The 26,857-nt window shown below is 36.1% G+C and carries 23 protein-coding genes; 8 read left to right on the forward strand and 15 right to left on the reverse strand.

Features of this window, described 5'->3' with window-relative positions:
* Positions 1-26 precede the first annotated feature (26 nt).
* The 5 genes from JAZ75_RS24230 to JAZ75_RS24250 form a co-directional block, all read right to left on the reverse strand.
* Complete coding sequence (locus JAZ75_RS24230) at positions 27-662, reverse strand: YceI family protein (protein WP_183915049.1); 636 nt, start codon at positions 660-662, stop codon at positions 27-29.
* A gap of 114 nt (positions 663-776) precedes the next feature.
* Complete coding sequence (gene murA, locus JAZ75_RS24235; RefSeq protein WP_021192300.1) at positions 777-2,102, reverse strand: UDP-N-acetylglucosamine 1-carboxyvinyltransferase; 1,326 nt, start codon at positions 2,100-2,102, stop codon at positions 777-779.
* 113 nt (positions 2,103-2,215) lie between these two features.
* Positions 2,216-3,031: a DUF4290 domain-containing protein gene (locus tag JAZ75_RS24240; RefSeq protein WP_183915051.1), complete on the reverse strand. Its 816-nt coding sequence runs from the start codon at positions 3,029-3,031 to the stop codon at positions 2,216-2,218.
* A gap of 52 nt (positions 3,032-3,083) precedes the next feature.
* A complete protein-coding gene (locus JAZ75_RS24245) occupies positions 3,084-5,360 on the reverse strand; it encodes an ATP-dependent helicase (RefSeq protein WP_208699085.1) in 2,277 nt (758 codons plus the stop codon).
* A gap of 381 nt (positions 5,361-5,741) precedes the next feature.
* Positions 5,742-6,473, reverse strand: coding sequence for a class I SAM-dependent methyltransferase (locus JAZ75_RS24250; protein WP_208699088.1), 732 nt, complete (start codon positions 6,471-6,473; stop codon positions 5,742-5,744).
* A 91-nt stretch (positions 6,474-6,564) separates the two neighbouring features.
* On the opposite strand from JAZ75_RS24250, the gene JAZ75_RS24255 reads away from it, so the two are divergent.
* The gene (locus JAZ75_RS24255; protein WP_183915058.1) at positions 6,565-7,440 is read left to right on the forward strand and encodes a LysR family transcriptional regulator; all 876 of its coding nucleotides are present in this window, start codon (positions 6,565-6,567) and stop codon (positions 7,438-7,440) included.
* Between the two features lie 63 nt (positions 7,441-7,503).
* Here JAZ75_RS24255 and JAZ75_RS24260 read toward each other — a convergent pair whose 3' ends face one another.
* From JAZ75_RS24260 to proS, 4 genes are all read right to left on the reverse strand, one after another.
* Complete coding sequence (locus tag JAZ75_RS24260; RefSeq protein WP_208699091.1) at positions 7,504-8,280, reverse strand: TIGR02757 family protein; 777 nt, start codon at positions 8,278-8,280, stop codon at positions 7,504-7,506.
* A 78-nt stretch (positions 8,281-8,358) separates the two neighbouring features.
* The gene (locus JAZ75_RS24265; protein WP_132843367.1) at positions 8,359-9,504 is read right to left on the reverse strand and encodes a cystathionine gamma-synthase; all 1,146 of its coding nucleotides are present in this window, start codon (positions 9,502-9,504) and stop codon (positions 8,359-8,361) included.
* 40 nt (positions 9,505-9,544) lie between these two features.
* A complete protein-coding gene (locus JAZ75_RS24270) occupies positions 9,545-10,330 on the reverse strand; it encodes a GDP-L-fucose synthase (RefSeq protein WP_208699093.1) in 786 nt (261 codons plus the stop codon).
* Between the two features lie 17 nt (positions 10,331-10,347).
* Positions 10,348-11,820, reverse strand: coding sequence for a proline--tRNA ligase (proS, locus tag JAZ75_RS24275; RefSeq protein ID WP_021192306.1), 1,473 nt, complete (start codon positions 11,818-11,820; stop codon positions 10,348-10,350).
* A gap of 176 nt (positions 11,821-11,996) precedes the next feature.
* On the opposite strand from proS, the gene JAZ75_RS24280 reads away from it, so the two are divergent.
* Together JAZ75_RS24280 and JAZ75_RS24285 are read left to right on the forward strand one after the other, a co-directional pair.
* Positions 11,997-13,130, forward strand: a complete 1,134-nt coding sequence (locus JAZ75_RS24280) for a hypothetical protein (protein ID WP_132772897.1) — start codon at positions 11,997-11,999, stop codon at positions 13,128-13,130.
* A 69-nt stretch (positions 13,131-13,199) separates the two neighbouring features.
* Positions 13,200-14,765: an OmpP1/FadL family transporter gene (locus JAZ75_RS24285; protein ID WP_132772899.1), complete on the forward strand. Its 1,566-nt coding sequence runs from the start codon at positions 13,200-13,202 to the stop codon at positions 14,763-14,765.
* Positions 14,766-14,827: 62 nt separating this feature from the next.
* Here JAZ75_RS24285 and JAZ75_RS24290 read toward each other — a convergent pair whose 3' ends face one another.
* Complete coding sequence (locus JAZ75_RS24290; protein WP_208699095.1) at positions 14,828-16,177, reverse strand: NfeD family protein; 1,350 nt, start codon at positions 16,175-16,177, stop codon at positions 14,828-14,830.
* Between the two features lie 45 nt (positions 16,178-16,222).
* Between JAZ75_RS24290 and JAZ75_RS24295 the strand changes: the two genes are divergently transcribed.
* From JAZ75_RS24295 to purH, 4 genes are all read left to right on the forward strand, one after another.
* Positions 16,223-16,975: a hypothetical protein gene (locus JAZ75_RS24295; RefSeq protein WP_208699098.1), complete on the forward strand. Its 753-nt coding sequence runs from the start codon at positions 16,223-16,225 to the stop codon at positions 16,973-16,975.
* A gap of 9 nt (positions 16,976-16,984) precedes the next feature.
* Positions 16,985-17,869 (forward strand): LysM peptidoglycan-binding domain-containing protein, encoded by an 885-nt coding sequence (locus JAZ75_RS24300; RefSeq protein WP_232789309.1) that lies wholly within the window; start codon positions 16,985-16,987, stop codon positions 17,867-17,869.
* Between the two features lie 34 nt (positions 17,870-17,903).
* Complete coding sequence (locus JAZ75_RS24305; protein WP_021188441.1) at positions 17,904-18,539, forward strand: uridine kinase; 636 nt, start codon at positions 17,904-17,906, stop codon at positions 18,537-18,539.
* 107 nt (positions 18,540-18,646) lie between these two features.
* The gene (gene purH / locus JAZ75_RS24310; protein WP_132843359.1) at positions 18,647-20,173 is read left to right on the forward strand and encodes a bifunctional phosphoribosylaminoimidazolecarboxamide formyltransferase/IMP cyclohydrolase; all 1,527 of its coding nucleotides are present in this window, start codon (positions 18,647-18,649) and stop codon (positions 20,171-20,173) included.
* Between the two features lie 185 nt (positions 20,174-20,358).
* Here the strand turns inward: purH and JAZ75_RS24315 are convergent, their stop codons facing one another.
* The 3 genes from JAZ75_RS24315 to fabV all read right to left on the reverse strand — a co-directional run bounded on the left by JAZ75_RS24315 (position 20,359) and on the right by fabV (position 23,032).
* Positions 20,359-21,300, reverse strand: a complete 942-nt coding sequence (locus JAZ75_RS24315) for an IS3 family transposase (RefSeq protein WP_208702594.1) — start codon at positions 21,298-21,300, stop codon at positions 20,359-20,361.
* Complete coding sequence (locus JAZ75_RS24320; protein ID WP_208699100.1) at positions 21,219-21,758, reverse strand: helix-turn-helix domain-containing protein; 540 nt, start codon at positions 21,756-21,758, stop codon at positions 21,219-21,221. Before JAZ75_RS24320 ends, JAZ75_RS24315 begins: the two co-directional genes overlap by 82 nt.
* Positions 21,759-21,835: 77 nt before the next feature.
* Positions 21,836-23,032 (reverse strand): enoyl-ACP reductase FabV, encoded by a 1,197-nt coding sequence (fabV, locus tag JAZ75_RS24325; protein WP_132772906.1) that lies wholly within the window; start codon positions 23,030-23,032, stop codon positions 21,836-21,838.
* 172 nt (positions 23,033-23,204) lie between these two features.
* Between fabV and JAZ75_RS24330 the strand changes: the two genes are divergently transcribed.
* Complete coding sequence (locus JAZ75_RS24330) at positions 23,205-24,128, forward strand: multidrug resistance efflux transporter family protein (RefSeq protein ID WP_208699102.1); 924 nt, start codon at positions 23,205-23,207, stop codon at positions 24,126-24,128.
* Here JAZ75_RS24330 and JAZ75_RS24335 read toward each other — a convergent pair.
* The gene (locus tag JAZ75_RS24335; protein WP_132843355.1) at positions 24,125-25,906 is read right to left on the reverse strand and encodes an ABC transporter ATP-binding protein; all 1,782 of its coding nucleotides are present in this window, start codon (positions 25,904-25,906) and stop codon (positions 24,125-24,127) included. The genes JAZ75_RS24330 and JAZ75_RS24335 overlap by 4 nt on opposite strands.
* Before the next feature lie 128 nt (positions 25,907-26,034).
* Entirely contained in the window at positions 26,035-26,829 is a 795-nt protein-coding gene (locus JAZ75_RS24340; protein ID WP_208699105.1) for a S1/P1 nuclease, read from the reverse strand.
* Positions 26,830-26,857 lie beyond the last annotated feature (28 nt).

The following is a 26,857-nucleotide window of genomic DNA, read 5'->3' on the forward strand; positions in this document are numbered from 1 at the left end:
CCCTTTTTATAATTATTCTAATGAGCTTATTTAGTCGCTACTAGAGAAACCTTAAAGTTTATCTCAGCAGAAATTAAATCATCTTTTTTACCTTCATAACTTACACCCCAATCAGCACGAACGATGTTAAAATCAGCTTCTGTTTTGATTGTTGTAGCATTTGATTCAATTACCTTAGCATCAAATGAGATATTTTTAGTAATACCTTTGATTGTTAAATTACCAGAAATTTTCACATCTTGTGCTGTAGCACCAGCTTCAGCTTTAGTCACAACAAATGTAGCTTCAGGAAATTTAGCAACATCAAAGAAATCCGCAGCTTTTAAATGGCCATCTAATTTCTCTTTGTACTCTCCTTCAAGATCTGTAGAACTAATTGTATTCAAATCCAATGTGAACGTACCACCGGTTAACACACCATTATTCACATTTAATGAACCTGATTTAATCGCAATCGTACCAGTATGTGCACCTGTCACTTTCGTTCCGGTCCATACAACTTTTGACTGTGTTGCATCTACATTAAACACCTCTCCAGCTGGAGTAGCAATTTGTTCTGTCGCAACAGAATCTTGCACTTCCGCTTTTTTTCCTTCTGGATTTCCAGCACAAGAAGACATAATAACAGCTGCGATAGCAGGTAATACTAATAATTTTTTCATAACTAACTTAATCTATTTTATATGTTTAAACACTTGATTAACCAAAGATATTATAAGATCTAAATAAAATCTACTAAAATACTATACAATATCAAATTATGACAATAACATGTTTTAGTGTCCTTTAGGAGCAACATCAACGCGACGAATATCAGCGCCTAATTTCTTTAATCGCTCTTCGATATTCTGGTAACCACGCTCTATTTGCTCGATATTATGAATAGTTGAAGTACCTTTTGCAGATAATGCTGCGATCAATAAAGATACGCCTGCACGGATATCAGGTGAAGTCATTTCAATTCCACGTAAAGGATACATTTTATTCAATCCGATTACAGTTGCACGGTGTGGATCACAAAGTATGATCTGAGCCCCCATATCAATCAGTTTATCAACAAAGAAAAGACGGCTTTCAAACATTTTTTGGTGTATCAATACATTTCCCTTTGCTTGTGTTGCCACAACCAAAACAATACTTAATAAATCTGGTGTAAATCCTGGCCAAGGTGAATCTGATATCGTTAAAATTGAACCATCAATAAATGTATCTATTTCGTATGAATCCTGCGCTGGAATAAAAAGATCATCACCACGCAACTCCATTTTAATTCCTAAACGTTGGAATACGGTAGGAATAATCCCCAATTCTTTGTAACAGACATCCTTAATGGTAATTTCAGAACCAGTCATAGCTGCTAATCCGATGAAAGAGCCAATTTCAATCATATCTGGCAACATACGGTGTGTTGTTCCACCCAAACGCTCCACACCTTCTATAGTGAGCAAATTTGAACCAATACCGGAGATATTAGCTCCCATACGATTCAACATTTTGCATAACTGTTGCAAATAAGGCTCACAAGCTGCATTATAGATTTCAGTTTTACCTTTAGCCAATACTGCCGCCATAACAATATTAGCAGTACCTGTAACAGATGCTTCATCTAACAAGATGTAAGCTCCCTTTAATTGAGTAGCATCGACATTAAAGAAATGATTTTCCGAATCGTAGATAAACTTGGCTCCCAATTTTTCAAAACCCAAAAAGTGAGTATCCAAACGACGACGACCAATTTTATCGCCTCCGGGTTTTGGAATAGCTGCCTTCCCGAAACGTGCTAATAAGGGTCCTACAATCATAATAGAACCTCTTAAGCTCCCTCCTTTTTCTTTAAATTCTGACGATTGGAAATAATCTATATTGATATCCTTAGCTTCAAAAACATAAGTATCCTCATCAATACGATTGACACGTACACCTAATGCTATTAAGAGATCTATTAATTTATTGACATCCTTAATGTTTGGAACATTACTAATTGTGATGGGTTCTTCAGTCAACAATACTGCAGACAAAATCTGTAATGCTTCATTTTTCGCTCCCTGAGGAATAATCTCTCCTTTTAATGGCTTCCCGCCATTGATTTCAAATGCATTCATGCGTACACCTATATCTTTTTATATTTTCCTTTGATGTTATAAGAAAAAAAGCAATTGAAAAGAAATATAAATCACTTCACAATTGCCTTATATCATACTTAAAGTATTAACAATTATCCTCTCTTATAACCGCTGTTACTATTGCTATTATTATTGTTGCTGTTATTATTATTTTGGTAAGGACGTCTATTGTTATTGTTACTACTTCCGCCACCTGAATTGCTTCGTTTTTGGAACGAATTTGTTCCCGAAGGTCTTCTGTTATTTGAGTTATTATTGTTGTTGCTCCGACTATGGTTATTATTAGAATGCCCGGAATTGTTATTAGTAGTTTGTGTCGGATTATTTCCTTTAACTCTATTTCCCGGAGGCGCACTTTTGAAATCTTGTTTGGTCAAAACTGTACCTTCTGGCAATTGCAATACCTTACTTGACAATTCTGCTAAATCTTGAATAATAAATTCGTCTGCTACCGCATCTTTATTCCATGTTGTATACGCCATCTTCATGAAATTGGCAATTGAAAGAGCCATTTTTTGACGTTTTTCTTCATCCGTAATGGAAATTGCCTTATTAATCATTTTCTCCACTGTAAAACCATAATGCTTGTACTTGATATTATGCTGCGGATAGGATAACAATTCTGGCTCATGCTTCACCAATTCTGGAGTTGCTTTAGGATATGGAGAATCCACGTCAATCTGGAAATCAGAAATAATTTGCAAGTGATCCCACAATTTATGCTTAAAATCTGCCACGTCGCGTAAATGAGGATTTAACACCCCCATCATATCAATGACAACTTGAGCATACTTATTTCTTTCTTCTTTTGTAGGTAAATCACAAATATAGTTTACCATATTTTGCACATTCCTACCGTATTCAGCTAGGATTAGCTTCGGTCTTGTGCTGTTGTAGTCAAAGTTCATATAGTGAATTTCAGTACCAATACAACGTTGTATTCTGTACTTTGGTATTAAATTATTGAATAATTCTCAGTTTTGCAAATTTAAGCAACAATTGTTTCTGTCCCAAGTCTTTAAAGAAAATAGTTGCTTTTACTTCTCCCTTTGATCCTTCGAGGTTAACAACCTTTCCGAAACCAAATCTTTCGTGTTCCACTTCCGTGCCAACCTGCAAACTATTTGTGTCGGATGGAGTAAAACCAGCGGAAGGTGTATGCGCTTTGGGTAATATCGAGGTAGTTTTAAAAGGTTTCGGCTTAGGTTTCGAAAAACTATCCGTCTCTTTTTGCTGCCAGGCAATACGCTCACCTTGGAAACTTCCAGATTCTGCAGAAGAACTTTGTCTTGGTTTAAAATCCAGATCCAAACAAGATGGATTCAGTTCATCCAAGAATCTGCTTGGTTCACAGTTATTAAGTGTTCCCCATCGATATCTAGAAGTTGCGTACGAAAGTAATAATTTTTTTTCAGCTCTGGTAACTGCAACGTAAAATAATCTTCTTTCTTCCTCCAGTTCAGTCCTTGAATTAAGTGCCAACTGAGATGGAAATAAATTTTCCTCTAAGCCAACGATGAATACGACAGGAAATTCTAAACCTTTAGACGAGTGTATCGTCATCATTGAAACCGTATCCGCATTTGGATCTTTATCGTTGTCATCATTGGTCAGCAAAGCAATATCCTGCATATAAATGTCTAACCCACGTTCCTCAATATCCTCGCGTTCGGAAAACTCTTTAATACCATTGAGCAATTCCTGTATATGTTCGTACCGTGTCAATCCCTCAACAGACTTATCTTCATATAGTTCCTTTAATATACCTGAATGCTGTGCTATATGCATTGCCGTATCAAAAGCACTATTAGTTTTTGCCAGCGCTTGAAAACTCAAGATCATTTGACCAAATCCTCCAACAGAAGCGGCACTACGTCCGTCCATAAACATTTGAGCATTCGCTACAATATCCCAAAGACGGTATTGATGTTGATCTGCGGCGATCACGATTTTCTCAACCGTGGTATCACCAATACCACGACGAGGATAATTGATCACACGTTTCAACGCCTCTTCATCGTTTGGATTAAAAGTAAGTCTAAAATATGCAATTAAATCTTTAATTTCTTTTCGTTGATAAAAAGAAGTACCACCATATATTTTATAAGGGATATTTATTTTTCTTAAAGCTTCCTCCATTGCTCTAGATTGCGCATTGGTGCGATAAAGAATAGCAAAATCTTTATAATTATAAGATTTTAAAGACTTTTCTTGCGAAATTAACTCTGCAACAATTTTGCCCTCCTCATTATCTGAAAATGCACGGGAAACTTTTATCTTCTCTCCTTCTTCATTATCAGAAAAGACATTCTTTTCCAACTGATTTTGATTGTTAGCAATAACCGAATTCGCGGCGTTAACAATCATTTGAGTTGAACGGTAATTTTGCTCTAATTTAAAAACCTTTACTGTAGGATAATCCTTTTGGAAATTCAAGATATTCTGAATATTTGCACCACGGAAAGCATAAATACTCTGTGCATCATCACCAACTACACAAATATTCTCATTAACAGCAGCTAATCGCTTAACGATTAAGTACTGTGAAAAGTTGGTATCTTGATACTCATCAACCATCAAGTATTTAAACTGATGCTGGTATTTATGCAACACTTCAGGATGCTTATTCAACAAAACGTTGGTTTTGAACAACAAATCATCAAAATCCATAGCCCCTGCACGATAACAACGTTGCGCATACGTCATATAGATTTCTCCTAACTGACCTCTTCCGTTAGAAATATCTTCCGCTTTTAGTGCTTCATTTTTATTATACTCCTGTGGCGATATGAGATTATTTTTCGCTTGAGAAATACGCCCATACACATGATTGACATTATAAAGTTTGTCATCTAAGTTCATTTCTTTCAAAATGGAACGTAGTAAACTTTTCGTATCATCCGTATCGTAAATCGTAAAATTACGCGGGTATCCAATCAATTCAGCTTCTACACGCAAAATCTTGGCAAATACGGAGTGAAATGTTCCCATCCAAATATTTTTAGCCTCAGCACCAACCACCGACATAATACGATTACGCATTTCTTTTGCGGCTTTATTAGTAAAAGTTAAAACTAATATATTGAAAGGATCTACTCCTTTTTGTATTAAATGGGCAACACGATAAGTAATGACACGTGTTTTTCCTGATCCAGCCCCAGCAACTATCATTACTGGTCCATCAGTTTGTTCTACAGCTCCTCTTTGAGAAGGGTTCAATCCTGCTAAAAAATCCAAAGCTTTCTCCTAATATTATATGTTATTTAAAATAGCTTATAAAAGTACGAAAATCATTTGGCGGATAGGCAGTCATCGTCACAAATAATAATTTTTTAACAAAATCTGCATCCTCTTATGAATATGTAAAAGACTGATTTGCACTTCAGCTAATACTCGTTCAATATGCAGTAAGATTTTCATCGGATTTAACTGAGTTTTAATAGAGGGTTTATAGTGTTTTACCTCTATGAACCCTCTATTATCCCTTTAGAATATCTCTAAAAAATAGTACCTTAGTATAAGGCATATATCAGTATATTTCCTATTAAACAGCAGCTTACTAAGGTGATATTTGCAAACTAAAATTTATCGTCTTTTAAAATGAATCAACTATGCTTCTTAAGATGCTGTAGTTCGAGATTTAAAAGCTACAAAAGAGGCAAAATTCAATTTTTTATGGAGCACATCAACAGAATTGAATCCTACTTTTTTAAGCAAATCAAGCTGATAAGTTAAACTCCGCGGTGTATCTTCATGCTCGATATAAGCAAAAACATGGTCACGATAATTTTCGTCTTTCAAACCCGTAAGGTATCTACCATAGTAATTATCATAAATCAATTTTTGAATGGCATCATGATCATGAATCACCAGATCAAAAATCCAGATACTCCCGCCCTCTTTGAGTAAGCTATACAGTTTTTTAAATGCATGCTCCCAATCTTGGTCATCACGGAGATGATGCAAAACCGCCGTTGCAATAATAACGTCATAATGATTTTCTTTTAGCTCGGCAGTTCTAAAGTCACCTTTTAATATCTGAACCTGTCCAGATATGACTTCTTGTACACGTTCTTGTGCTTTTTCCAACATCGGCTGACTTAAGTCAACCAAAGTACACTCAAAATCGGACATCTTTTGCGCTAATTTAACAGGGTAATTACCAGCGCCACAACCAATATCTAGCACGTGATTTAATTCCGGATACACCGCGGCAATACCATCAGTAATCAGTTCCATATTAAACAAGGCATCTAAAGTCGTCTGCTGTCCTGTGTCAAGATTTGAAAACCGTGCTACATCCTGGTCAAACCGTTCTTCAATTTCTTTTAGCGTTGATTTATATTCCATCTTTCTAATTTTTAATATTTTCAAATCTAAAACATTGAATAATACTTTAAAAATACTATTTTAGGCAATTAATAATACCTTTCAAGTATCGATGGAATTAAGACATTTACATTATTTTAAAGCAGTGGCAACGGAGTTACACTTCGGTCGTGCGGCAGAAAAATTGCATATCTCTCAACCGCCCTTAACCCGTCAGATTAAAGATCTGGAAAAAGAATTAGGGGTCATTTTATTTTACCGAAATAATAAACGTGTTGAATTGACAAATGCAGGACGCTATTTTTTACAGGAATGTGATCAACTGATGCAGCAGCTGGAAAAGGCTAAGCTCATGACCAAACAATTACATCAGGCTATTTCAGGAGATTTCAGACTCGGTTACATTAGTTCGACCCCAAAGAAAATGCTGGCTAAGATATTGAAACAAATCAAAAATGATTTCCCCTACTTGCATGTCTATCTGTATGAGACCTCTTCTCAGAAACAAAAAATGGCATTAGAAAATGGGAAACTTGATTTAGGAATACTACGAGCACCTATCTTTACAACTAATCTTCAGGTGTATTCTTTGTTTAAAGATTCCTTTTGTTTAGCAACGCCTAAAAAGTGGGGTAAGGACATTCATGCACTTACTTTAATGCAAGAAGATTTTATTTCGTACAATTCAAGTTATGCTGATGATTACCACAATCAGATCATAGCCTGTGCAAACCGGATCGGTTTCCATCCACAAATTGTACACGAATGTAACACTATGCATTCCATATTAGAATTGGTAGCGAATGGATTAGGTATCGCATTTGTTCCAACTTCAGTTGCAAAACAGAATACCGAATTGCCATTAGAATTTCATGCTTTAAAAGAACAGGATATTCAGACAGAGGTCATATTAGCTTATGACAACAAAAGTCAACATCCCGTTTTACAGCAATTTATTACATTAATTAAAAAATATTATACCGCTTAACGCATAGCTATAAGCTCGGAATTATAAAACTGATCAGTTGATCAAAGAAACATCTGATCTTTTTTACAACTCACGTTCTACTCCTAGGCCAAATAAAGCAAAATCATATTTAACCGGATCCAATGGATCTAACTTTCTCAAATTTTCAGTAAGCTGCATCGCTGTTTTCCAGTTTACCTGATCCAAAGTTATTAATCCAAATTTACGAGCGACACGTTCGACATGAAGATCACAGGGACAAATAAGATCCTTCTGATTTAAACGGTTCCAAATTCCAAAATCTACTCCTTTATCATCATGACGTACCATCCACCGCAGAAACATATTGATCCTTTTAACAGTAGATTTCTGTATTGGAGAACTAATGTGCTTTCTCGTTCTTAATGGATAATCAGGAAGAGAAAAAAAGTAATTTTTAAACTCATCTAAAGACTTTTCTAGTACAACTGTACCCGTATTTTCCTGTCCAATTAAAAATGCATCTTCCAAAGAGGAAAAATGATTATAATGATAACGAAAAAACTGAATAAAATACAGAAGATCGGTATCGTTAAAAGTACGATGCTTAAATCCGAGCAACTGCTTTAAATCAACCTCCTGATGATTCATGATGAAATCATGTGGACTTCCATCCATACGTTCTATCAACTCTGTGCATTTATTAATGATGGTCTTCCGTTGCCCCCAAGCTAATATTGCCGCTATAAACCCCATGATTTCCACATCCTCTTTCTTTTGAAAACGATGTGGAATACAAATCGGATCATTCGGAATGAAATTGGGTTGATTATACTGTTCGACTTTTTTATCCAAAAAATCCTTAATATTAAAATCTGCCATCTATTTAAATAAAAACCATCAGTTCCTCCCGATAAAATTATCAGGAGGAACTGACGGCTAAAACTTTTTAATCTATTATTAAACTAACGCTTGTTCCAGATCAGCAATCAAATCATCAGCATCCTCGATACCAACTGAGATTCGGATCAAATTATCGACCACACCTACTTTCTCACGTATTTCTTTTGGAATAGATCCATGGGTCATTGTTGCTGGATGATTAATCAGAGACTCCACTCCTCCTAGTGACTCAGCAAGTGTAAACACTTTAAATTGCGAAGAAATGCGAAATGTTTCGTTTAGATCAGCACCTTTTAAAACAATAGATATCATACCGCCGAAATCACGCATTTGCTTTTTAGCAATATCATGTCCAGGATGATCTTCAAATCCTGGCCAATAAATTTTTTCCACTTTTGGATGACTTCTAAGATATTCAGCAACTTTACGTCCATTAGCACAATGTGCCTCCATACGTAAATGTAATGTCTTGATGCCACGAAGCGCTAAAAATGAGTCCTGTGGTCCAGGAGTTCCGCCTACGGCATTATAAAAAAAGAATAATTGTTTGTATAACTCGTCTGAATTCATAACTAGCGCCCCCATAACCACATCCGAGTGACCATTAATATATTTGGTAGCTGAGTGCATAACAATATCAGCACCAAGGTCCAAAGGATTTTGTAGGTATGGAGAAGCAAAAGTATTATCAACTACGTAAAGCACTTTCTTTTCCTTAGCAACCTGGCCAATAGCCGCAACATCCGCAATCTTCAATGTCGGATTAGTCGGAGTTTCTACCCAGATTAACTTCGTTTTGTCCGTTATCGCTTCCCGTACAGCATCAGCATCTGAAGTATTTACAAATTTAAAAGTGATTCCATAGGCTTCATAAACTTTAGTAAAAATACGGTAGGAACCACCATATAAATCGTCTCCCGTAACGACTTCGTCTCCTGGTTTCAATAGACGCAAAACACAATCCGTAGCGGCCATACCGCTTGAAAAGGCTAAACCATGCTGACCATTCTCTAAAGCAGCTAAACAGTCTTCTAAAGCTTTCCGTGTAGGGTTTGTTCCTCTTGAATATTCGTAACCTTTATGCTCGCCTGGAGAAGCTTGTTGATAAGTAGAAGTCTGATATATAGGAGTCATCACTGCACCCGTTGTAGGGTCCGACTGTTGACCAGCATGAATCGCTTTAGTTGCAAATTTATATGCCATATTATTTAATATTTATATTAATTCTGAAAAAGTAAATTTATTAAAAATCTAACGGAGATTCATATTTAAAAGTATAATTCAAGTCATTTTGCAAACGATTTGACTTTACTATTTTCTGAAATGAATCACTATTATTAAAAGCAGTTGGTAAATCAAAACCGTATTTCTGTGCTGATGCTTCGACAACATCTTGCTTTAATGGATGATGAGGACATACCACGTTGTAGATTTTATTGTTTAAAGGCTTTACAAAACCCTCACTTATCAGCGACGCAACATCTTCCAAATGAATAAAATTGGCAGGCTGTCCACCCGTAGTGCATTCTTTCTGCTGAAAATATTTAGCAAAAATGCGATTTTGACCAAATAGGCCTCCTAAACGATAAATATGTGTATTTGGGAATACACCAATAGATTTTTCAGCAAGCAGTAATTTGGACTGCAGTTCATCTTCTTCAAAACTATCCTCATCTATTTCTTTCGAAACATCGGGATATATTCCAATTGAGCTTAAAAATATTATTTTACTATAGTGTAAACTGGATAGAAAGTTACTTACTCGAAGGAACCTTTTAGTCAGGTCTTCTATTGTTGATTTATTTGTTGCAGGAACACTCACCAAGATATAATCAAATTCTTTTGGCAAATTAATAGCAGGAGTTAGTGGTTCGTCGAAATTTTGCTTAAATGCAAAAATACCATCGGTTATTAACCGATGGTATTTTTCTGCTATAGTGGTCGATGCCCAGACTTCATGTCCTTCTTTCAACCATAAATTAGCGACAAACTCTCCTACCCATCCACAACCTAATATGAGATAACGCATGAGTGATTGATTATAGATTAATACGCTTTTGCGAATAAAACACGTTTTGTCGAAGGCTTACCTGTAAAAATACAAATACCAGCTTCCTCTTTCGCGTCTAAAGGCACGCAACGAATAGTCGCTTTTGTTTCTTCTTTCACTAGTTTTTCTGTCTCCACAGTGCCATCCCAGTGACAAGATATAAAACCAGCTTTCGTTTCCAAAACTTCTTTAAACTCATCATATGAATTTACTTCAGTAATATGAGAATCTCTGTAATCCAAAGCCTTTTTAAAAATGTTTTCCTGAATTTCAGTCAATAAACCTTCGATTCTATCTGCTAATCCAGCTTGTTCAACAGTCTCTTTGGTCTGTGTATCACGTCTTGCTAATTCAGCAGTTCCATTTTGCATATCACGTGCTCCAATAGCTAAGCGCAATGGTACACCTTTTAATTCCCATTCTGCAAACTTGAATCCAGGTCTTTGCGTATCACGATCGTCATATTTCACTGAAATATTTTTACTTTTCAATTCGCCCGACAAAGCATCGATAAAATTATCAATTGCTTGCTTCTCTTCTGCTGTTTTAAAGATTGGAACAACAACAACTTGGATTGGCGCCAACATTGGAGGCAATACCAGACCTTGATCGTCCGAGTGTGCCATAACCAGAGCTCCCATCAAACGCGTCGAAACACCCCATGAAGTTGCCCATACATGCTCTAATTTACCTTCTTTAGAAGTAAATTTCACATCAAAAGCTTTAGCAAAATTTTGACCAAGAAAATGTGAAGTACCTGCCTGCAGAGCTTTACCGTCCTGCATCAATGCTTCAATACAATACGTGTCTATCGCTCCCGCAAAACGCTCGTTTTCAGTCTTACGACCGCGTATAACCGGCACGCCCAAATATTTTTCAACAAAGTCACCATATACATGAAGCATCTTTTCGGTCTCTTCAATTGCTTCTTCCTGAGTTGCATGCGCGGTATGGCCTTCTTGCCACAAGAATTCAGTGGTACGCAAAAATAATCTGGTACGCATTTCCCAACGAACAACGTTAGCCCACTGGTTCACTAAAATTGGCAGATCCCGGTAAGATTCAATCCAGCCACGGTAAGTATTCCAAATAATCGTTTCAGATGTTGGTCTAACGATTAACTCTTCTTCCAATTTAGCATCTTCATCAACAATAATATTTCCGTTACCATCATTTTTTAAACGGTAATGTGTCACTACTGCACACTCTGTTGCAAAACCTTCTACGTGTGATGCTTCTTTCGAGAAAAATGACTTTGGGATGAACAAAGGAAAATAAGCATTACTGTGACCAGTATCTTTAAACTTTTTATCCAAAACCGCTTGCATACGCTCCCAAATAGCATATCCATATGGCTTTATAACCATACAACCTCTCACAGCAGCGTATTCTGCCAAGTCAGCCTTGATCACAAGGTCATTATACCATTGCGAATAGTCTTCTTCACGACTTGTTATACCTTTACCCATATTATTAATTCAAAAATTATTGTAACATTGTGATTAAGAATTCCGTCTAATAAAGGAATATAAGTTTTAAAAATAAATATTTATTATTTTTGAGAACACGATTAAACCCTTATCTGAAATTTGGGTCTAAGATAGTAAATTAGACTGTATTGTCGAACATAACGACTTAGTATATTATGAAAAAAAATAGTTTTTTACTCGGCGCTATTGTGATTTCAGGAGCCCTTACGCTGGGATCTTGTACTACTAGCAGACCAATCACTCATAGTGATGATGTCTATAATAATAATGCCCAGGCAAGACCAGCTTATCAAAGTCCGGATTACTACTATGCGGATGAAAGTGAAGCTGATCAAGTCCAAGATAACGGATATTATAGTGATGAATATTCTGATGCAGAATATGAAGAAGGAAAATACGAAGACTTGGAATATGCGAATCGAATTAATCGATTTTATTATTCTTCACCAGGTATGACCTACTTTGATCCATTCTTTGATCCTTGGTATGGTATGGGAATGGGATACGGAGGCTTTTATGGTCCTTCATTTGGTTTCGGATATGGTAATGGTTTTGGAGGTGGCAGATGGTCCATTGGCCTAGGTTTTGGTTTCGGCTATGGTTCTGGCTGGGGTTACAATCCATGGTACCCAGGATGGGGCTGGGGCGGCGGCTACGGTGGATATTGGGGTAATGGATATTGGGGCGGCGGCTACTGGGGTGGTGGCTATGGTGGCGGTTACTGGGGTAACCACAGATCACGTGACTTAGCAGCACGTTCACCTTACCGTGATAACTACAACACACGTTCGAGATCAGGTACGCGTTACAGTGATGGTGGAAGAACTACTGGTCGTACACGTTCGAATGCTGTCGTCTCTAGAGATGCGAACGGTAGAATTAGCAGTGTTGGAAGAACACGTTCTTCTGCATCAAGCAATAATCCAAATGATACCAGAGCAGGAAGAACACGTATCGGTTCAAGCAATACCAACAGAGGTGATTATAATAATGGTGTTGGCAGAACACGTTCAACACGTTCCGATAATTACAACAACTCAAATGGTAATGTAGGCAGAACACGTTCTACAAGTTCAACAAGAGTACAACAATCAAACCCAGCGACAAGAAGTACAAGTAGAGATACTTATCAACCTTCAAGAACACGTTCTAGCGAACCGGTTCGTTCATCGCAACCAACGATGCGATCACAATCGAGCGGAAGCTTTAACAGTGGCGGTGGTGCCACTCGTTCATCAGGTGGCGGCGGAGGCGGTGCTACACGCAGTGGTGGAGGCCGTACAAGATAAATATGATTCATAAGAAGAGTGATTGATTTATATCAATCACTCTTTCATTACTACTATATATAAAACTATATGACTATTAAAAAAATACTTTTTGGGAGTGTACTAGCTATAGGTATGGTTGGCACCGCAAAGGCCCAGTCAATGACGGAAGATGTACTTTTGTTTTCTCAAGGAGACAATGGAGGAACAGCTCGTTTCAAGGCTATGGGAGGTGCTTCAACTGCATTAGGTGGTGATATTAGCGCTATAACAGGAAACCCTGCAGGTTTAGGTTTTTATAACCAATCTGATGCTTCTGCAACTTTACGTTACCAATATGGGAAAAATAAGATGGATTATTTCGGTAACAAAACCAATAGCAAAACAGACAATTTTAACCTGGATAACGGTGGTGTTGTATTTCATTTACCAACCACCCGTTACGGCGGAGACTTAACAAAAGGCTGGTTAAATTTTAATGTTGGTATTGCTTACAACCGAACGAATCTTTTTAACAATAAATTAGACTATAGTGGCATGAATAGTGACAATTCGATCACACATGCCTATGCAGATCGCATGTTCGATGAGGATGGAAGTGAATGGGCAAATGACATGAAATCATCCTTTATGTTTGATAAAACTATTGGCAAAGACAAAAACTTTTATTTTCCAATTGCTGAAGATAAAGGAAGCGAACAACTGAATTCAGTATGGACCAAAGGTGGGAAATCTGAAACAGCATTATCTTTTGGCTCCAACTATAGCAATAAATTTTATATCGGAGCAACTTTCAGCCTAACAGATTTCCGTTATGAAAAATCTGCTGTTTTTACAGAATACGGCATAACGAAAGATGCGGCTGGTATTAAAGCATTGAATCCTGAATCAAAATATCTAAAGGCAGATGAAGAGCAGGCAAAATTTGTTGATGTGGACTACGAACTATTTGACCATTACGGCCAAGTGACTCAAGGATCTGGTTTTGATTTTAAATTAGGTATGATCTATAAAGCCACACCTTCTTTAAGTTTAGGATTTACGGCTAAAACGCCTACATTTATGTCAATTACAGATGAATCGACCTCTTATACAGACATTAACTACTTTAAGCCAAATGCCGATAAGTCATTCCATAATTTCGCATCTAAGTATTACGATACCTCGTACGATTATAACTTACAAACTCCCTATAAGCTTTCAGCTGGTCTTACACAATATTTTTCTGCCGGTCTATTAACTGCGGAAGTTGAATTTGTCGATTATGCAAGTATGCGCTATAGAGATGTTTATAATAATAATTCAAACGAGCAGCAGATGAATGCTAATATTAAAAACACATACCAGGCAGCCTTCAATGTACGCGTAGGTGGCGAGGTATTATTTAATCAGATATTAAGCGGAAGAGCTGGTTTCAATTATAATGGTAATCCGTACAAAGATGCTGAGTATAAAACTTATGGCATTTCAGCTGGTCTAGGTGCTAAATTAGGCCGTGGTGTATATCTTGATCTGACAGGTGTTTATAATGCCAACAACTATAAAGAAAATCCTTATAGAATCACTTATGAAGGCGACTGGAATACGGTTAGTCCAAGTGTTGACGTTAAGAATAGCAGAACAAATGTGATGCTAACGATAGGATCAAAATTCTAATTAGCATTACACAAAAAAGGCCTACTTCCTGAGAAATAGGCCTTTTTTTATATATCTATTTTTTAAGCCTTTTCCGCTTTTCGTCTTACAAATAAGTTGTAGTTCTCATGCTTATCTACATAAATCTCCTCCCCTTCTTCAATAAATCCATCCAAAGCCACAGCATCATACCACACTCCCTCTATTTCAATCTTACCAGATGGGCGCAATACAGTCTTTGCTACTCCTTCCTTATTCAATAAATTGGACTTTAAAATAGAAGAGGTATATCCTTCTTCCGATTTTTGCTCTTCCTTTAAAACAAGTCGTCTAAAAACTGGAGTCTTTAACAGATTTTTTCCAAAGATGACCATCAATATAATCGACAGTATCATGGCTCCTACAACTAATAAAAATGAATTAAATAACATACCTGGATAAGCGAGTTTAAAATCTAAAAAATCATTGGCAACAAGACTAAAAGTCAGACCGCAAATAACGAAAATTATTCCTAATATACCGGCAATTCCAAAACCGGGAATAACAAAAACTTCTAAAAGAATTAATACAAGTCCTACTATAAAGACAGCTATTTCCCAATTTGCAGCTAAACCTTGAATATAGAGTGGTGCAAAGAACAGTAATGCCGCTACAATCGCAACAGCAATAGCAAATCCTAAACCAGGAGCTTGCATTTCGGCATAAATACCACCTATTATTAACAAAATCAGTATACCACTTACAGCTGGATTTATTAAAAAACTGATAATATGATCAATTGTACCCTTACGATAGACAGTTTCTTGTACATTGACTATATTTAAGTCTTTATAGATCATATTACGATTGCTAACTTCCCCCTTTGCCAGTCCAAACTTAACAGCCTCACTGCTCGTTAGAGTCAACAATTGCCCATCTTGCTTTATCGACGGCAATGATACATTAGGATCAACAAAAGCTTCTGCCAATTTCGGATCACGATGTTTTACCTCTGCCGTTGCGCGCATCAGTCCTCGCATATAAGATTGGTACTTCTCAGGAAGCACTTCTCCATTAGCATTGACAACACTTGCGGCACCTATACTTCCCCCCGGATGGATATAAATATAGTCACTCGCCAAGGATATCAGCGCTCCTGCAGAAGCTGCATTATTATTAATATAAACAATCGTCTTAATCTTTGAGTCAAGCAATTTTGTCCGGATAGAGTCTGCAAAATTTAGGGCTCCTCCATATGTATTCAATTCCATTAATACATAATCCACCTTTTTACTCTGTGCGCTGTCGTAAACTTGTTTTACTGTACGCCAGGCACTTGGCCCTATATCATCCTTTAATTCAAACACATACACCTTTTGGGCAAAACTTGATGTGAATAATACCAAGCTTAAAAAGACTGTTATTAAAAATGATTTACTAATTTTGCCTTCCATAAATAAGATTATTAAAAAAATAAACAAGCGATTAATACATTTGCTATGTCTAAATATACTATTTCTAACGCATTTTCTCAAACCTTCAGATTTCCGGTCTGGAAAATAGAAATAGATGAAATAAGCAGATTAATTGCTATTGAGTGCCGCGATCCTGAAAATACTATTCCTTACATCACAGTTCTGGATTTTAAAGGTACAGTGTATTTAGATCATTTTAGACTACCAGAAAAGGAATGGACTTTAGCGGCTATCCAAGATCAAGTTGTCGTGTTAAGGAAAGTTTCTGAAAATAGTCCTGTATCTCCAGGTGTTTGGATGCTATTTCATCAGAAACCAGATATGACTTATTTATACCATCAATACCAATATCTTGGGATACTCAATGGTTATGTACATGTTCGTCCACAACATATCACTGTAGGTTTCGAACAGTATTTCTCATTTCTTTCAAAAGAAATTTTAACGACAATACCTTCAGAAATTAAACCTTTTGAAAATGATATAGTCTTTCCTTTGGAATTTAATGCACAAAAACCTTCATTTTTGCAGCATATTAAAAATAATGAAGATCTATGGATCAGTAAATGCAATGATCATTTTCTATGGTCTTATCATGAAAAACGGGACAAAAAATATACCATCAGATTGTTGCTTTCTGATAAAAAACAAGTTCTAGATGAAACGTTAATTATTAGCGATCTGGATTTAAAACTGGTGCAAATCTATTTTCAAATTGGGTGTCAGATTTTTCTTTTAACACACAATAAACAAGAATTTGTATCGTATTTAGTATAATTGTAAAACATGATGAACATTCTATCAAAATCTACCACATATAAAACACTAGCATTCTTATCATTAGCAATGTTAGCGATAAATCATAACAATGTGTCAGCGAGCACATTTACGATTGCAGCAGCACCAGACTCCATCGGAGTTGAAAAAATTGATGGACAAGAATATGTTCTTTTCAAAATTGAAAAAGGCGATAACTATTACCAGTTAAGCAAAAAATATAAAACTACCGTAGGTAAAATAACGGAATTAAATGGGAACAAAACTTTAGCTCTTGGCCAGATTGTCAAAATCCCGACCGGTCGCATGTTTTATGTAACTCCAAACAATTCAAAGAATTCGACGGTTAAAGGCTCCCAAAAAGAACTGATCGATTATAAAGTTGGTGACCAAGAGACTCTGTATGCTATTTCACGTAAATTTGACGTAACTGTTGAAGAAATAAAGAGGGCAAATAATCTGCGGTCAAACAGTATCAGCGGAGGCCAAATATTAAAAATCCCTAATAACAGCAACATAAATATACCTCAAAAACCAGACACGCTATTCATCGGTCCAGATACCACTGCTATAGAAGAACCCGTTATTGCAGCTAACAAATATGGTATTCGCGAGAAAACGGAACGTGGAATTGGCGTTTGGATAGATGGACTGAATGAAAATGGGACCAGTAATTTAGCATTACATAAAACTGCAGCAGTAGGTACCGTGCTTAAAATTACCAATCCGATGACAAGAAGCGTGACCTACGCCAAAGTGGTTGGTAAATTTAATGAAAATGCAGATACACATAACGCCATTGTTGTTTTATCAAAATCTGCGGCCGCTTACATAGGCGCTTTAGATAAGCGCTTTCAAGTCGAAATTACTTACGGAGTTCCTTTAGAGGATTAGTGCTGATCGATTCTTTTCGAATATTATATATTAAATGAATAAAAAACCATATGTCATTGGAATCGCAGGTAGTAGCGGTTCTGGTAAAACATTTTTTCTAAACTGTTTTTTGAAACACTTTAGTCCCGACGAAGTGACGCTTATTTCACAAGACGACTATTACATACCAGCAAATACAAAGACGCAGGAAGAAAATAAATTGTATAATTTTGATCTTCCAACTTCGATTGACCGAAATGCTTTTTATAAAGACATTAGTGATCTATTTGACGGGAAAACAATTTATAAAGAAGAATACACCTTCAATAACCCTGCTATAAAACCAAAGATGCTGGAAATTAAACCAGCACCTATTTTGATTATTGAAGGACTGTTTATATATCATTATACAGAAGTAAATAAGTTAATCGATCATCGGATATTTTTAGATGCAAACCAAGATATCGCATTGGAACGCAGATTACGACGAGATTTAATAGAGCGTGGTTATTTTGAAGATGATGTTCGTTATAAGTGGGTAAACCATGTTTTACCGTCTTACAATGAATACTTATTGCCCTACAAAAATAGTTGTGATCAGGTAATAATCAATAATACGGACGATCCTGAACCGATCTGGAAGATCACAGATGATATCTGCGCGGATTTAAAAGATAAAATTTACAAATAACAATAAAAAGACTGTGTAGAACAGTCTTTTTTATTTTCATTCGTTCCTAAAGGGTTTGTGTATACTTATTATTTACCTATCTTTGCGCCAGCAAACAAATTATACTAATGAGCCATTCTGTAAAGATTAAAAATGCTTTAGTGTCTGTATATTATAAAGACAACTTAGCACCATTAATTCAATTATTAAACAAATACGGTGTTACCTTCTATTCTACAGGTGGCACAGAAGCTTTCATCAAAGATTTAGGTATTGATGTAGTTCCTGTAGAAGACTTAACGAGCTATCCTTCTATTTTAGGAGGTCGTGTAAAAACATTGCACCCAAAAGTATTTGGTGGTATATTAGCGAGAAGACCTTTAGAAAGCGATCAACAGCAATTAGCACAATACGAAATTCCGGAAATCGATTTAGTCATTGTTGATTTATATCCTTTTGAGGAAACAGTCGCTTCTGGAGCTTCTGAAGAGGACATTATTGAAAAAATTGATATCGGTGGCATTTCATTGATTCGTGCGGCGGCTAAAAACTTCAATGATGTTGTTATCCTATCTTCTAAAAATGATTATACAGCTTTAGAGGAAATGTTAGCAAACCAAGAAGGTACAACTACATTGGAGCAACGTAAAGAATTTGCTAAGCTTGCTTTCAATACTTCTTCACATTACGATACTGCTATTTTCAATTATTTCAATAAAGAAAATACGCTTGATATATTCAAACAATCGGAACAAAAAGCTCAAGTGTTACGTTACGGTGAAAATCCACATCAAAAAGGTGTTTTCTATGGTGATTTAGATGCTATGTTTACAAAACTGAACGGCAAAGAATTATCCTACAACAACTTGGTAGATGTAGATGCGGCAGTTGCTATCATTGATGAGTTTACGGAGCCTACATTTGCAATTTTAAAACATACAAATGCATGTGGTGTAGCTTCACGTCCTACAATCAAACAAGCATGGGTGGATGCTTTAGCATGTGACCCTGTTTCTGCGTTCGGTGGTGTTTTAATCACTAATGGTGAAGTAGATGCTGAAACTGCTACTGAAATCAATAATTTATTTTTCGAGGTTCTTATTGCACCTGCTTACTCAGAAGAAGCAATTGCAATTCTTACCGCAAAGAAAAATCGTATTATTCTAGTTCGTAAGGAGGTTGAATTACCATCACAACAATTCAAAACATTGTTAAATGGTGTTATACAACAAGATAAAGACAATACCGTTGAAGGACCTGAGCAAATGACTGCTGTTACTACAGTTGTCCCAACAGCGGCTCAATTAGAAGATTTATTTTTCGCAAACAAAATTGTTAAACATACCAAATCAAATACAATTGTATTTGCTAAAAATGGCACATTGATCACTTCAGGTGTTGGTCAGACATCACGAGTTGACTCATTAAAACAAGCTATTGAAAAAGCAAATGCTTTCGGATTTGACTTAAAAGGATGTTCAATGGCTTCTGATGCTTTCTTTCCTTTCCCCGACTGTGTTGAAATTGCAGCTGAAGCGGGTATTGCAGCAGTTCTTCAACCAGGAGGCTCAATCAAAGATCAATTATCAATCGACATGTGTAATGAAAAAGGATTAGCAATGGTGACGACAGGAGTGCGTCATTTCAAACACTAATCTTCCGATTGAATCATATACAATAGAGGAGACTGTTACCTAATATGGAGACAGTCTCTTTTTTTTATAAATAAAGTCAATCTGCAGAATAAAGCAATTTTCGACAATCTTTAAAAGTGTCATAAAATAGCATATAATAAATAAAGGCGACCAATGGTGGACTGACCCCAAAAAGCTGGACTAATTTACGCAGTGTTTTTGATATAATGAGCTCGGTATTCCACCGGGCTCATTCCATTTAAATTAATCCGTATCCGTTGGTTATTATAATACTTAATATAGCCTTTAATCTCTTTTGCTAGTTGTAAAATTGAAGTATACTTCTTTACATAAAACAATTCTGATTTTAATACCCCAAAGAAGTTTTCAATAATAGCATTGTCCAGACAATTTCCTTTTCTGGACATGCTCTGGGTAATGTTGTTTTCCTTTAATTTTTTCTGATACCTCTGTAACCTATATTGCCATCCTTGATCAGAATGCAATATAGTTTCTGTATGTTCTTTATTATCATTTTTCCTTCTTTTAAACGCTTTCTCAAGCATATCTAGAATTTGTTTATAATTAGCTGAGCTTGATAAATTATAGCTTATAATCTCTCCATTAAATAGATCCATTACAGGCGATAAATATAGCTTATTGCCTGCAACATTAAATTCAGTTACATCAGTGACCCATTTCTGATGTGGTTGTCCTGCTTTAAAATCTCGCTTCAGAATATTCTCTGCAGCTTTACCCACATCGCCTTTATAAGACTTATATTTCTTGACTCTTATTACACTTCTTAGCCCTAAATGCCGCATGATCTTAGCGACAGTCTTAAAGTTGACTGCAGCTTTGAATTTCTTTCTGAGTGTTAAAGTGATTCGTCTGTAACCATATAAGCCCTTGTTTTTATTATAGATCAGTTTAACATTTTCAACCAGGTCCGTATACTTGTCTAAAAAAGAGATACTCTGGGTATGATAATAATAACTACTGCGGGCTAGCCCGGCCAAGTGTAGTAGGTGTTCCAGTTTATGTTGACGCCTCAGCTCCGTTATGATTACGGCTTTTTCTTTTTGGCTTGTTTGCTTTGAGCCAAGGCTTCCAACTTTTTTAGGTAATCGTTCTCTGCACGTAAGTATTCCACTTCTATTCTAAGCTTTTCTACTTCGCTCATAGCGGGATTTATTCCAGGGATAGTAGTTTTCTTGGTCATCTTATTATTAATTGTATCTGACTTCCGCGGCCTACCTCGATTATCCGCTAACCCCGCAAATCCATTACGCTGAAATTTTTTATTCCATTGTAACAGTACAGAAGGATTTGAGATTCGATGTTTAACACTCGTGTCCGCCAAAGATAATCCACTCGACTGATATTCTTGAATTATTTGGACTTTTTCTTCTTTCGTGAATGACTTTTTTGCCACTCCATACAAGCCTTGTTCACCATAGTATTCATAAAGCCTAAGCCAATATTGTAAATTGGATTTACTTAACCCTTCGTTCTTTGCAAGGCTGCAGATGCTCTCTTTACCTTGTAGAATAATAGTTACTAAGCGTAACTTAAACTCGAAATCATATTTCTGTTTTTTGCTCATAAAAATGCCCCAAATAAGTGTCTAACTTTTTGGGGCATGTCTATGGTCGCCTTTATTTATTATATAATAGTAACAGCTTAAATGCTTGGTACGTTTACCAATTCATTTGTATCTGCATTATAGTCGATACCATCAAAATTAAAACCAAAGAGGTTAAAGAATTCGTCACGGTAACCTTGAATGTCAGAAATTTCTGATAGATTCTCTGTACAGGCTTTTTCCCAAAGTGCCGCTACTTCTGCTTGAACATCAGCTCTCATTTCCAAATCATCTACACGGATACGACCTTTTTCATCCAATTGAACTTTACCGTCAGCTGTGTAAAGACGCTCTGCAAATAAACGTTGCATCTGCTCAATTGTACCTTCGTGAATACCTTTTTCTTTCATCACTTTGTATAATAAAGAAATATATAAAGGAACAACAGGAATTGCGGAACTTGATTGCGTTACCAAAGCTTTGTTAACCGAAACATAAGAAACACCGTTAATATCTTTCAATAAATCGTTTAAAGCAGGTACAGTACCTTCTAAATCATCCTTCGCACGGCCAATTGTACCGTTACGGTAAATCGGGAATGTTAACTCAGGACCGATATACGAATAAGCCACTGTTTTAACACCATCTGCTAATACACCAGCTTCTTTTAAATCTTCAATCCAAAATTTCCAATCTTCTCCCCCCATTACTGCTACTGTATTCGCAATATCTTCCTCATTATCAATCGGATTAATCGTGATATCAGAAATCACACCAGTATGAAAATCCACTGTTTTATTTGTAAAAGGAACATCAATCGGTTTCAAAACAGAAGCATATGAAACACCTGTTTTTGGATGTGTCCGTCTCGGAGAAGCTAAACTATAAATTATTAAATCAACTTGACCTAAATCCTGCTTGATTAATGCTATAGTTTGTTTTTTGATTTCATCAGAAAAAGCATCACCATTGATACTTTTTGCATAAAGACCAGCCTCATGTGCTTCTTTTTCAAAAGCAGCAGTATTGTACCAACCAGCTGTACCAGGTTTCCCTTCAGCTGCCGGTTTTTCAAAAAATACGCCAATTGTTGCTGCTCCAGAACCGAATGCTGCTGAAATACGAGATGCAATACCGAATCCTGTTGATGCACCAATGACCAATACTTTCTTAGGGCCATTAGCAATTTCACCTTTAGATTTTACGTATTCAATCTGGTTTTTAATGTTTTTCGCAGTTCCTTCTGGATGCGAGGTTAAACAAATAAATCCTCTAGTTCTTGGTTGTATAATCATAATGATTAATTTTCTTACTCATGTTTTATTAAGGATGCAAAATAAACAAATTTTAGTAACAATTGATGCATAAATAAAGAATATCTTTTCAAGACATATCATATAATCGGTCTTGACATTGTCCTATTCATTAATTACTTTAGAAGTTACAAATCCTGATTCTTATATAAACATGCTCCTTACCACTAAATCAAAAGCACTTTCATTTGGTATATTAGCCTCATTATTTTTTGCTAGCACTTTTGTCCTCAACCGCATCATGGCAGTTTCTGGAGGTGGATGGCAGTGGTCTTCAGCCTTACGTTTTGTATGGATGCTACCGATATTGTTACTTATCGTTATTGTACGTGGAAATTTAAAACAATTATTGATTGAAATGAAGAGAAATCTAGGGCAATGGTTGCTCTGGAGTACACTTGGATTTGGAATTTTCTATGCTCTGTTGACATTTGGGGCAAGCTATGGTCCTTCCTGGTTAGTTGCAGGAACCTTTGAATTTACCATTATTGCCGGTATGTTTATAGGTCATTTCATGCAACGTAAAGAAAATCGACAGCCATTTTCTAAAGCGACCTTATTTTTTTCCTGTATCATCTTCTTGGGTATCCTAGTCATGCAAATTTCTGAGGCTAAATCTACTCCGTTGTCAACAATATTGCTCGGAACTATTCCTGTACTAATAGCCGCAATTGCTTATCCTGTTGGTAACCGTAAAATGATGGCCTTAACAAAAGGCTCTTTGGACACGTACCAGCGTACATTGGGTATGACGCTCGCAAGCATGCCATTCTGGATTATTCTGATGTTCTTTGGCTATCAGGAGCATGGACTTCCCGATGAAAGTCAATTGTTACAGACCTTATTGATAGCCTTATTTTCTGGTGTTATCGCAACGCTACTTTTTTTTAAAGGGACAGAATTAGTACAACACGACCATAAAGGACTTGCCGCCGTTGAGGCGACACAGGCTATGGAAGTGATTTTCACATTAATAGGGGAAATTATCATACTGCAAACTGCCTTCCCAAACAACTTGGCTATCAGCGGTATTTTACTTGTAGTAATAGGTATGTACCTGCACAGCAAAAACCATTAATGATTTAATGTTTTACTAATTTTGTCCAAATTGAGACTATTAGCCATAGCAGAAAAGATCTTATAATAAGTGCCACGATGATCGTATAAATCTTCATGAATGCCCTTCTCGACTACCCTACCCTTTTCCATCACCACTATTTCATTGGAGTCTATAATTTGGGAAATACTATGAGACACAATAATAACCGTACGATCCTTTTTTATAGCATCCAAACTATTTTTTATTTGTTCGGTAGCAATGGCATCCAAATTCGCAGTAGGTTCGTCTAGAAAGATAATCGGAGGATTTTTCAAAAACAAGCGGGCAATTGCTATTCGTTGCTGTTGCCCCCCTGAAAGCAAATGAGCTCCAGAATCGTAACCTTGAGGCAACTCCATAATCTGTTCGTGAATGTAAGCTTCTTTAGCTGCCTTAACAATTTCTTCTTTACTACTCCCTATCTTTCCATATTCAATATTTTCAAAAATAGAACCTTTAAAAATATGGTTGCGCTGAAGAACCATACCGATATTTTTTCTTAAAAATTTAGTATCATAGTTTTTAAGATCAACTCCATCTAATAAAATCCGACCAGCTGTAGGTTCATAAAATTTATCTAAAAGATTTATAACTGTACTTTTCCCTGCACCGCTTAATCCAACAAGTGCTGTGATCTGATTTGGTTTGATTTGAAAAGAAATATCTCTTAGTGCATGGGTTCCGTTAGGATATTCAAATGATACGTCTTCAATCACAATATGGCCTTTGATCTTATCTGGTATAAAAGTACCGCTTCCCTCAATCAAATCATCAGACTCCAATATTTCGAAAAATGATTCCGAGTAAATTAAAGCATCATTTACCTCATCATAGATACGATGCAGTTGACGAATCGGAGCTGAAACATTTGAAAATAACATAATATGAAACATAATCGCTCCAATTGTAATCTGATTGTCCAGCACCAGAAAAGCAGTTAAAACAATAATTGCAACAACTGCTATCTGCTCAATAAAATTCTTTAGACTATCAAAAATGAAACTCGTTTTTCGTGTTTGCATCTGATTTTCCGTCATTTCAAATTGAATCTTCTCATGACGGTCTGCTTCTTCAGGTTCGCGTACAAAAGATTTTATAACCAATATAGAGTCAATTAAATTAATGATTCTATTATTCTTGGATTCTCTATATTTTCGCATCTGCCGTCTAAATCCACTGAGTTTTCCAGCTTGTGTTTGACTGATGTAGAAATAAATTGGTATAACTGCGAGCCCAACCAATCCGACGTACACATTAGCCATAAACATACATACGAGCGCCACGATGGCATTCGCAAATAAAGGAAGGATATCGATAAAGAAATTCTGAACTAAACGTGTCAGCGAGCTAATTCCCGAATCAATCCGTGTCTGCAATTTTCCGCTTTCATTTTCTTCTGACGTATAAAAAGCCATTTTATATGTCAATATTTTTTCTACAATCTGTTGTGAAAAATCTCTTGCAATAAATATACGTAGTTTTTCACCGTAGAATTTCTGTCCAAACTGAATAAAGGAATAGACAATCTCTTTTACCAAAAGAACTGCAGAGATAATCCCGATCAAATGCATACCTCTAGACAGCGGTTCTTTAGCGACCATCAAGTCACTGATAGTATCTACCGTATATTTCAAGATGAAGGCATTAATCTGCGCGGCAAAAGATCCGACCAAGGTTAAAACTAAGGTATAAAAGATGAGGTTTTTATAGGGCTTGGCAAATGGTGTTATCTTCTTGAACAGTAGTGATATGGTCATATATTAAGGCGTAAAAATAAAAACGACAAGAAAATTCGTTGTATTAATCTGACAACAACAATAATACCGAAAATAAAAAAGGGAAATGAATACATTCATTTCCCTTTTTTATTTTATAAGACTAATGATTAACCAAAAACATCATTCAAGATTTTTGCCAAACGTAAACCACCTCTAAGCATACAATTTTCTGCTTTATAAATATTGTTATAAATGTAGTTATAAGATAAGTTTGCGTTGAGCTCAACATCTGCATAGATTTTATCTGAAAGCTGATTTGACTCATACAACCAGCTCGCTAATGTACCACCTTGCACCTGCTTAACTTCATTTTTACTTAAAATATCCAACACTGTTGCATATTCAGTATAACTATATTTTTCACCATCGATCAAATCTGAATCCCATACACGATGTATATTAGATTTTTTTCCGAACCAGCTCACTTCAATTTTATTTCCACCTTGATCTTCGGCTCTACTTACGTGCATCGGCTGATGAGCGTCACCGATTAAATGGATCAGCATGTATAAATTTTGTTTCTTTTTTTCAAGCGGTAAATCTTTTTCTGAAAATGATTTTTCCAATCGCAAAACCGTTTTGTATAAATTTTCTTCATTGGAATTTTCCATTGCTAACTGAAAATCAGCCCAAGGTAGATGCGGATTAGTATTTATAAAATGAGAATTCCCCAATTTTTTAAATTCATCATGCGGATCAGATTTAATAAAATCACCCCAATTTGCCCAATAAGCTAGTTTCTGTTTTCCAATTATTTTTTGAATATTCTTTTTTGCTTTTTTTGTCAGATGACGTTCTGCGACCTCAGCAACGACACGATGTCCAGTAGATCCCCATGCGAATACGGAAGAAATCTGCAAAGTCATTGCGAGTACAATTAGACTTTTTAGTATATTTTTCATAAACAATACAATTTTAGCGCAAAGGTAA

Origin of the sequence: Sphingobacterium sp. UDSM-2020 (assembly GCF_016132525.1) — a bacterium.
In the GTDB taxonomy this organism is placed as follows: Bacteria; Bacteroidota; Bacteroidia; order Sphingobacteriales; family Sphingobacteriaceae; genus Sphingobacterium; species Sphingobacterium anhuiense.

Excerpts from the sequence above, each read along its gene's own strand:
- JAZ75_RS24280 (WP_132772897.1), top strand. The coding sequence starts at position 11,997 with ATGAAAAAAAATAGTTTTTTACTCGGCGCTATTGTGATTTCAGGAGCC.
- JAZ75_RS24250 (WP_208699088.1), bottom strand. The coding sequence starts at position 6,473 with ATGGAATATAAATCAACGCTAAAAGAAATTGAAGAACGGTTTGACCAG.
- JAZ75_RS24240 (WP_183915051.1), bottom strand. The coding sequence starts at position 3,031 with ATGAACTTTGACTACAACAGCACAAGACCGAAGCTAATCCTAGCTGAA.
- murA (WP_021192300.1), bottom strand. The coding sequence starts at position 2,102 with ATGAATGCATTTGAAATCAATGGCGGGAAGCCATTAAAAGGAGAGATT.
- JAZ75_RS24265 (WP_132843367.1), bottom strand. The coding sequence starts at position 9,504 with ATGGCATATAAATTTGCAACTAAAGCGATTCATGCTGGTCAACAGTCG.
- JAZ75_RS24290 (WP_208699095.1), bottom strand. The coding sequence starts at position 16,177 with ATGGAAGGCAAAATTAGTAAATCATTTTTAATAACAGTCTTTTTAAGC.
- JAZ75_RS24295 (WP_208699098.1), top strand. The coding sequence starts at position 16,223 with ATGTCTAAATATACTATTTCTAACGCATTTTCTCAAACCTTCAGATTT.
- JAZ75_RS24330 (WP_208699102.1), top strand. The coding sequence starts at position 23,205 with ATGCTCCTTACCACTAAATCAAAAGCACTTTCATTTGGTATATTAGCC.
- proS (WP_021192306.1), bottom strand. The coding sequence starts at position 11,820 with ATGGGTAAAGGTATAACAAGTCGTGAAGAAGACTATTCGCAATGGTAT.
- JAZ75_RS24285 (WP_132772899.1), top strand. The coding sequence starts at position 13,200 with ATGACTATTAAAAAAATACTTTTTGGGAGTGTACTAGCTATAGGTATG.
- purH (WP_132843359.1), top strand. The coding sequence starts at position 18,647 with ATGAGCCATTCTGTAAAGATTAAAAATGCTTTAGTGTCTGTATATTAT.
- JAZ75_RS24305 (WP_021188441.1), top strand. The coding sequence starts at position 17,904 with ATGAATAAAAAACCATATGTCATTGGAATCGCAGGTAGTAGCGGTTCT.
- JAZ75_RS24255 (WP_183915058.1), top strand. The coding sequence starts at position 6,565 with ATGGAATTAAGACATTTACATTATTTTAAAGCAGTGGCAACGGAGTTA.
- JAZ75_RS24320 (WP_208699100.1), bottom strand. The coding sequence starts at position 21,758 with ATGAGCAAAAAACAGAAATATGATTTCGAGTTTAAGTTACGCTTAGTA.
- JAZ75_RS24260 (WP_208699091.1), bottom strand. The coding sequence starts at position 8,280 with ATGGCAGATTTTAATATTAAGGATTTTTTGGATAAAAAAGTCGAACAG.
- JAZ75_RS24300 (WP_232789309.1), top strand. The coding sequence starts at position 16,985 with ATGATGAACATTCTATCAAAATCTACCACATATAAAACACTAGCATTC.
- JAZ75_RS24270 (WP_208699093.1), bottom strand. The coding sequence starts at position 10,330 with ATGCGTTATCTCATATTAGGTTGTGGATGGGTAGGAGAGTTTGTCGCT.
- fabV (WP_132772906.1), bottom strand. The coding sequence starts at position 23,032 with ATGATTATACAACCAAGAACTAGAGGATTTATTTGTTTAACCTCGCAT.
- JAZ75_RS24335 (WP_132843355.1), bottom strand. The coding sequence starts at position 25,906 with ATGACCATATCACTACTGTTCAAGAAGATAACACCATTTGCCAAGCCC.
- JAZ75_RS24340 (WP_208699105.1), bottom strand. The coding sequence starts at position 26,829 with ATGAAAAATATACTAAAAAGTCTAATTGTACTCGCAATGACTTTGCAG.
- JAZ75_RS24230 (WP_183915049.1), bottom strand. The coding sequence starts at position 662 with ATGAAAAAATTATTAGTATTACCTGCTATCGCAGCTGTTATTATGTCT.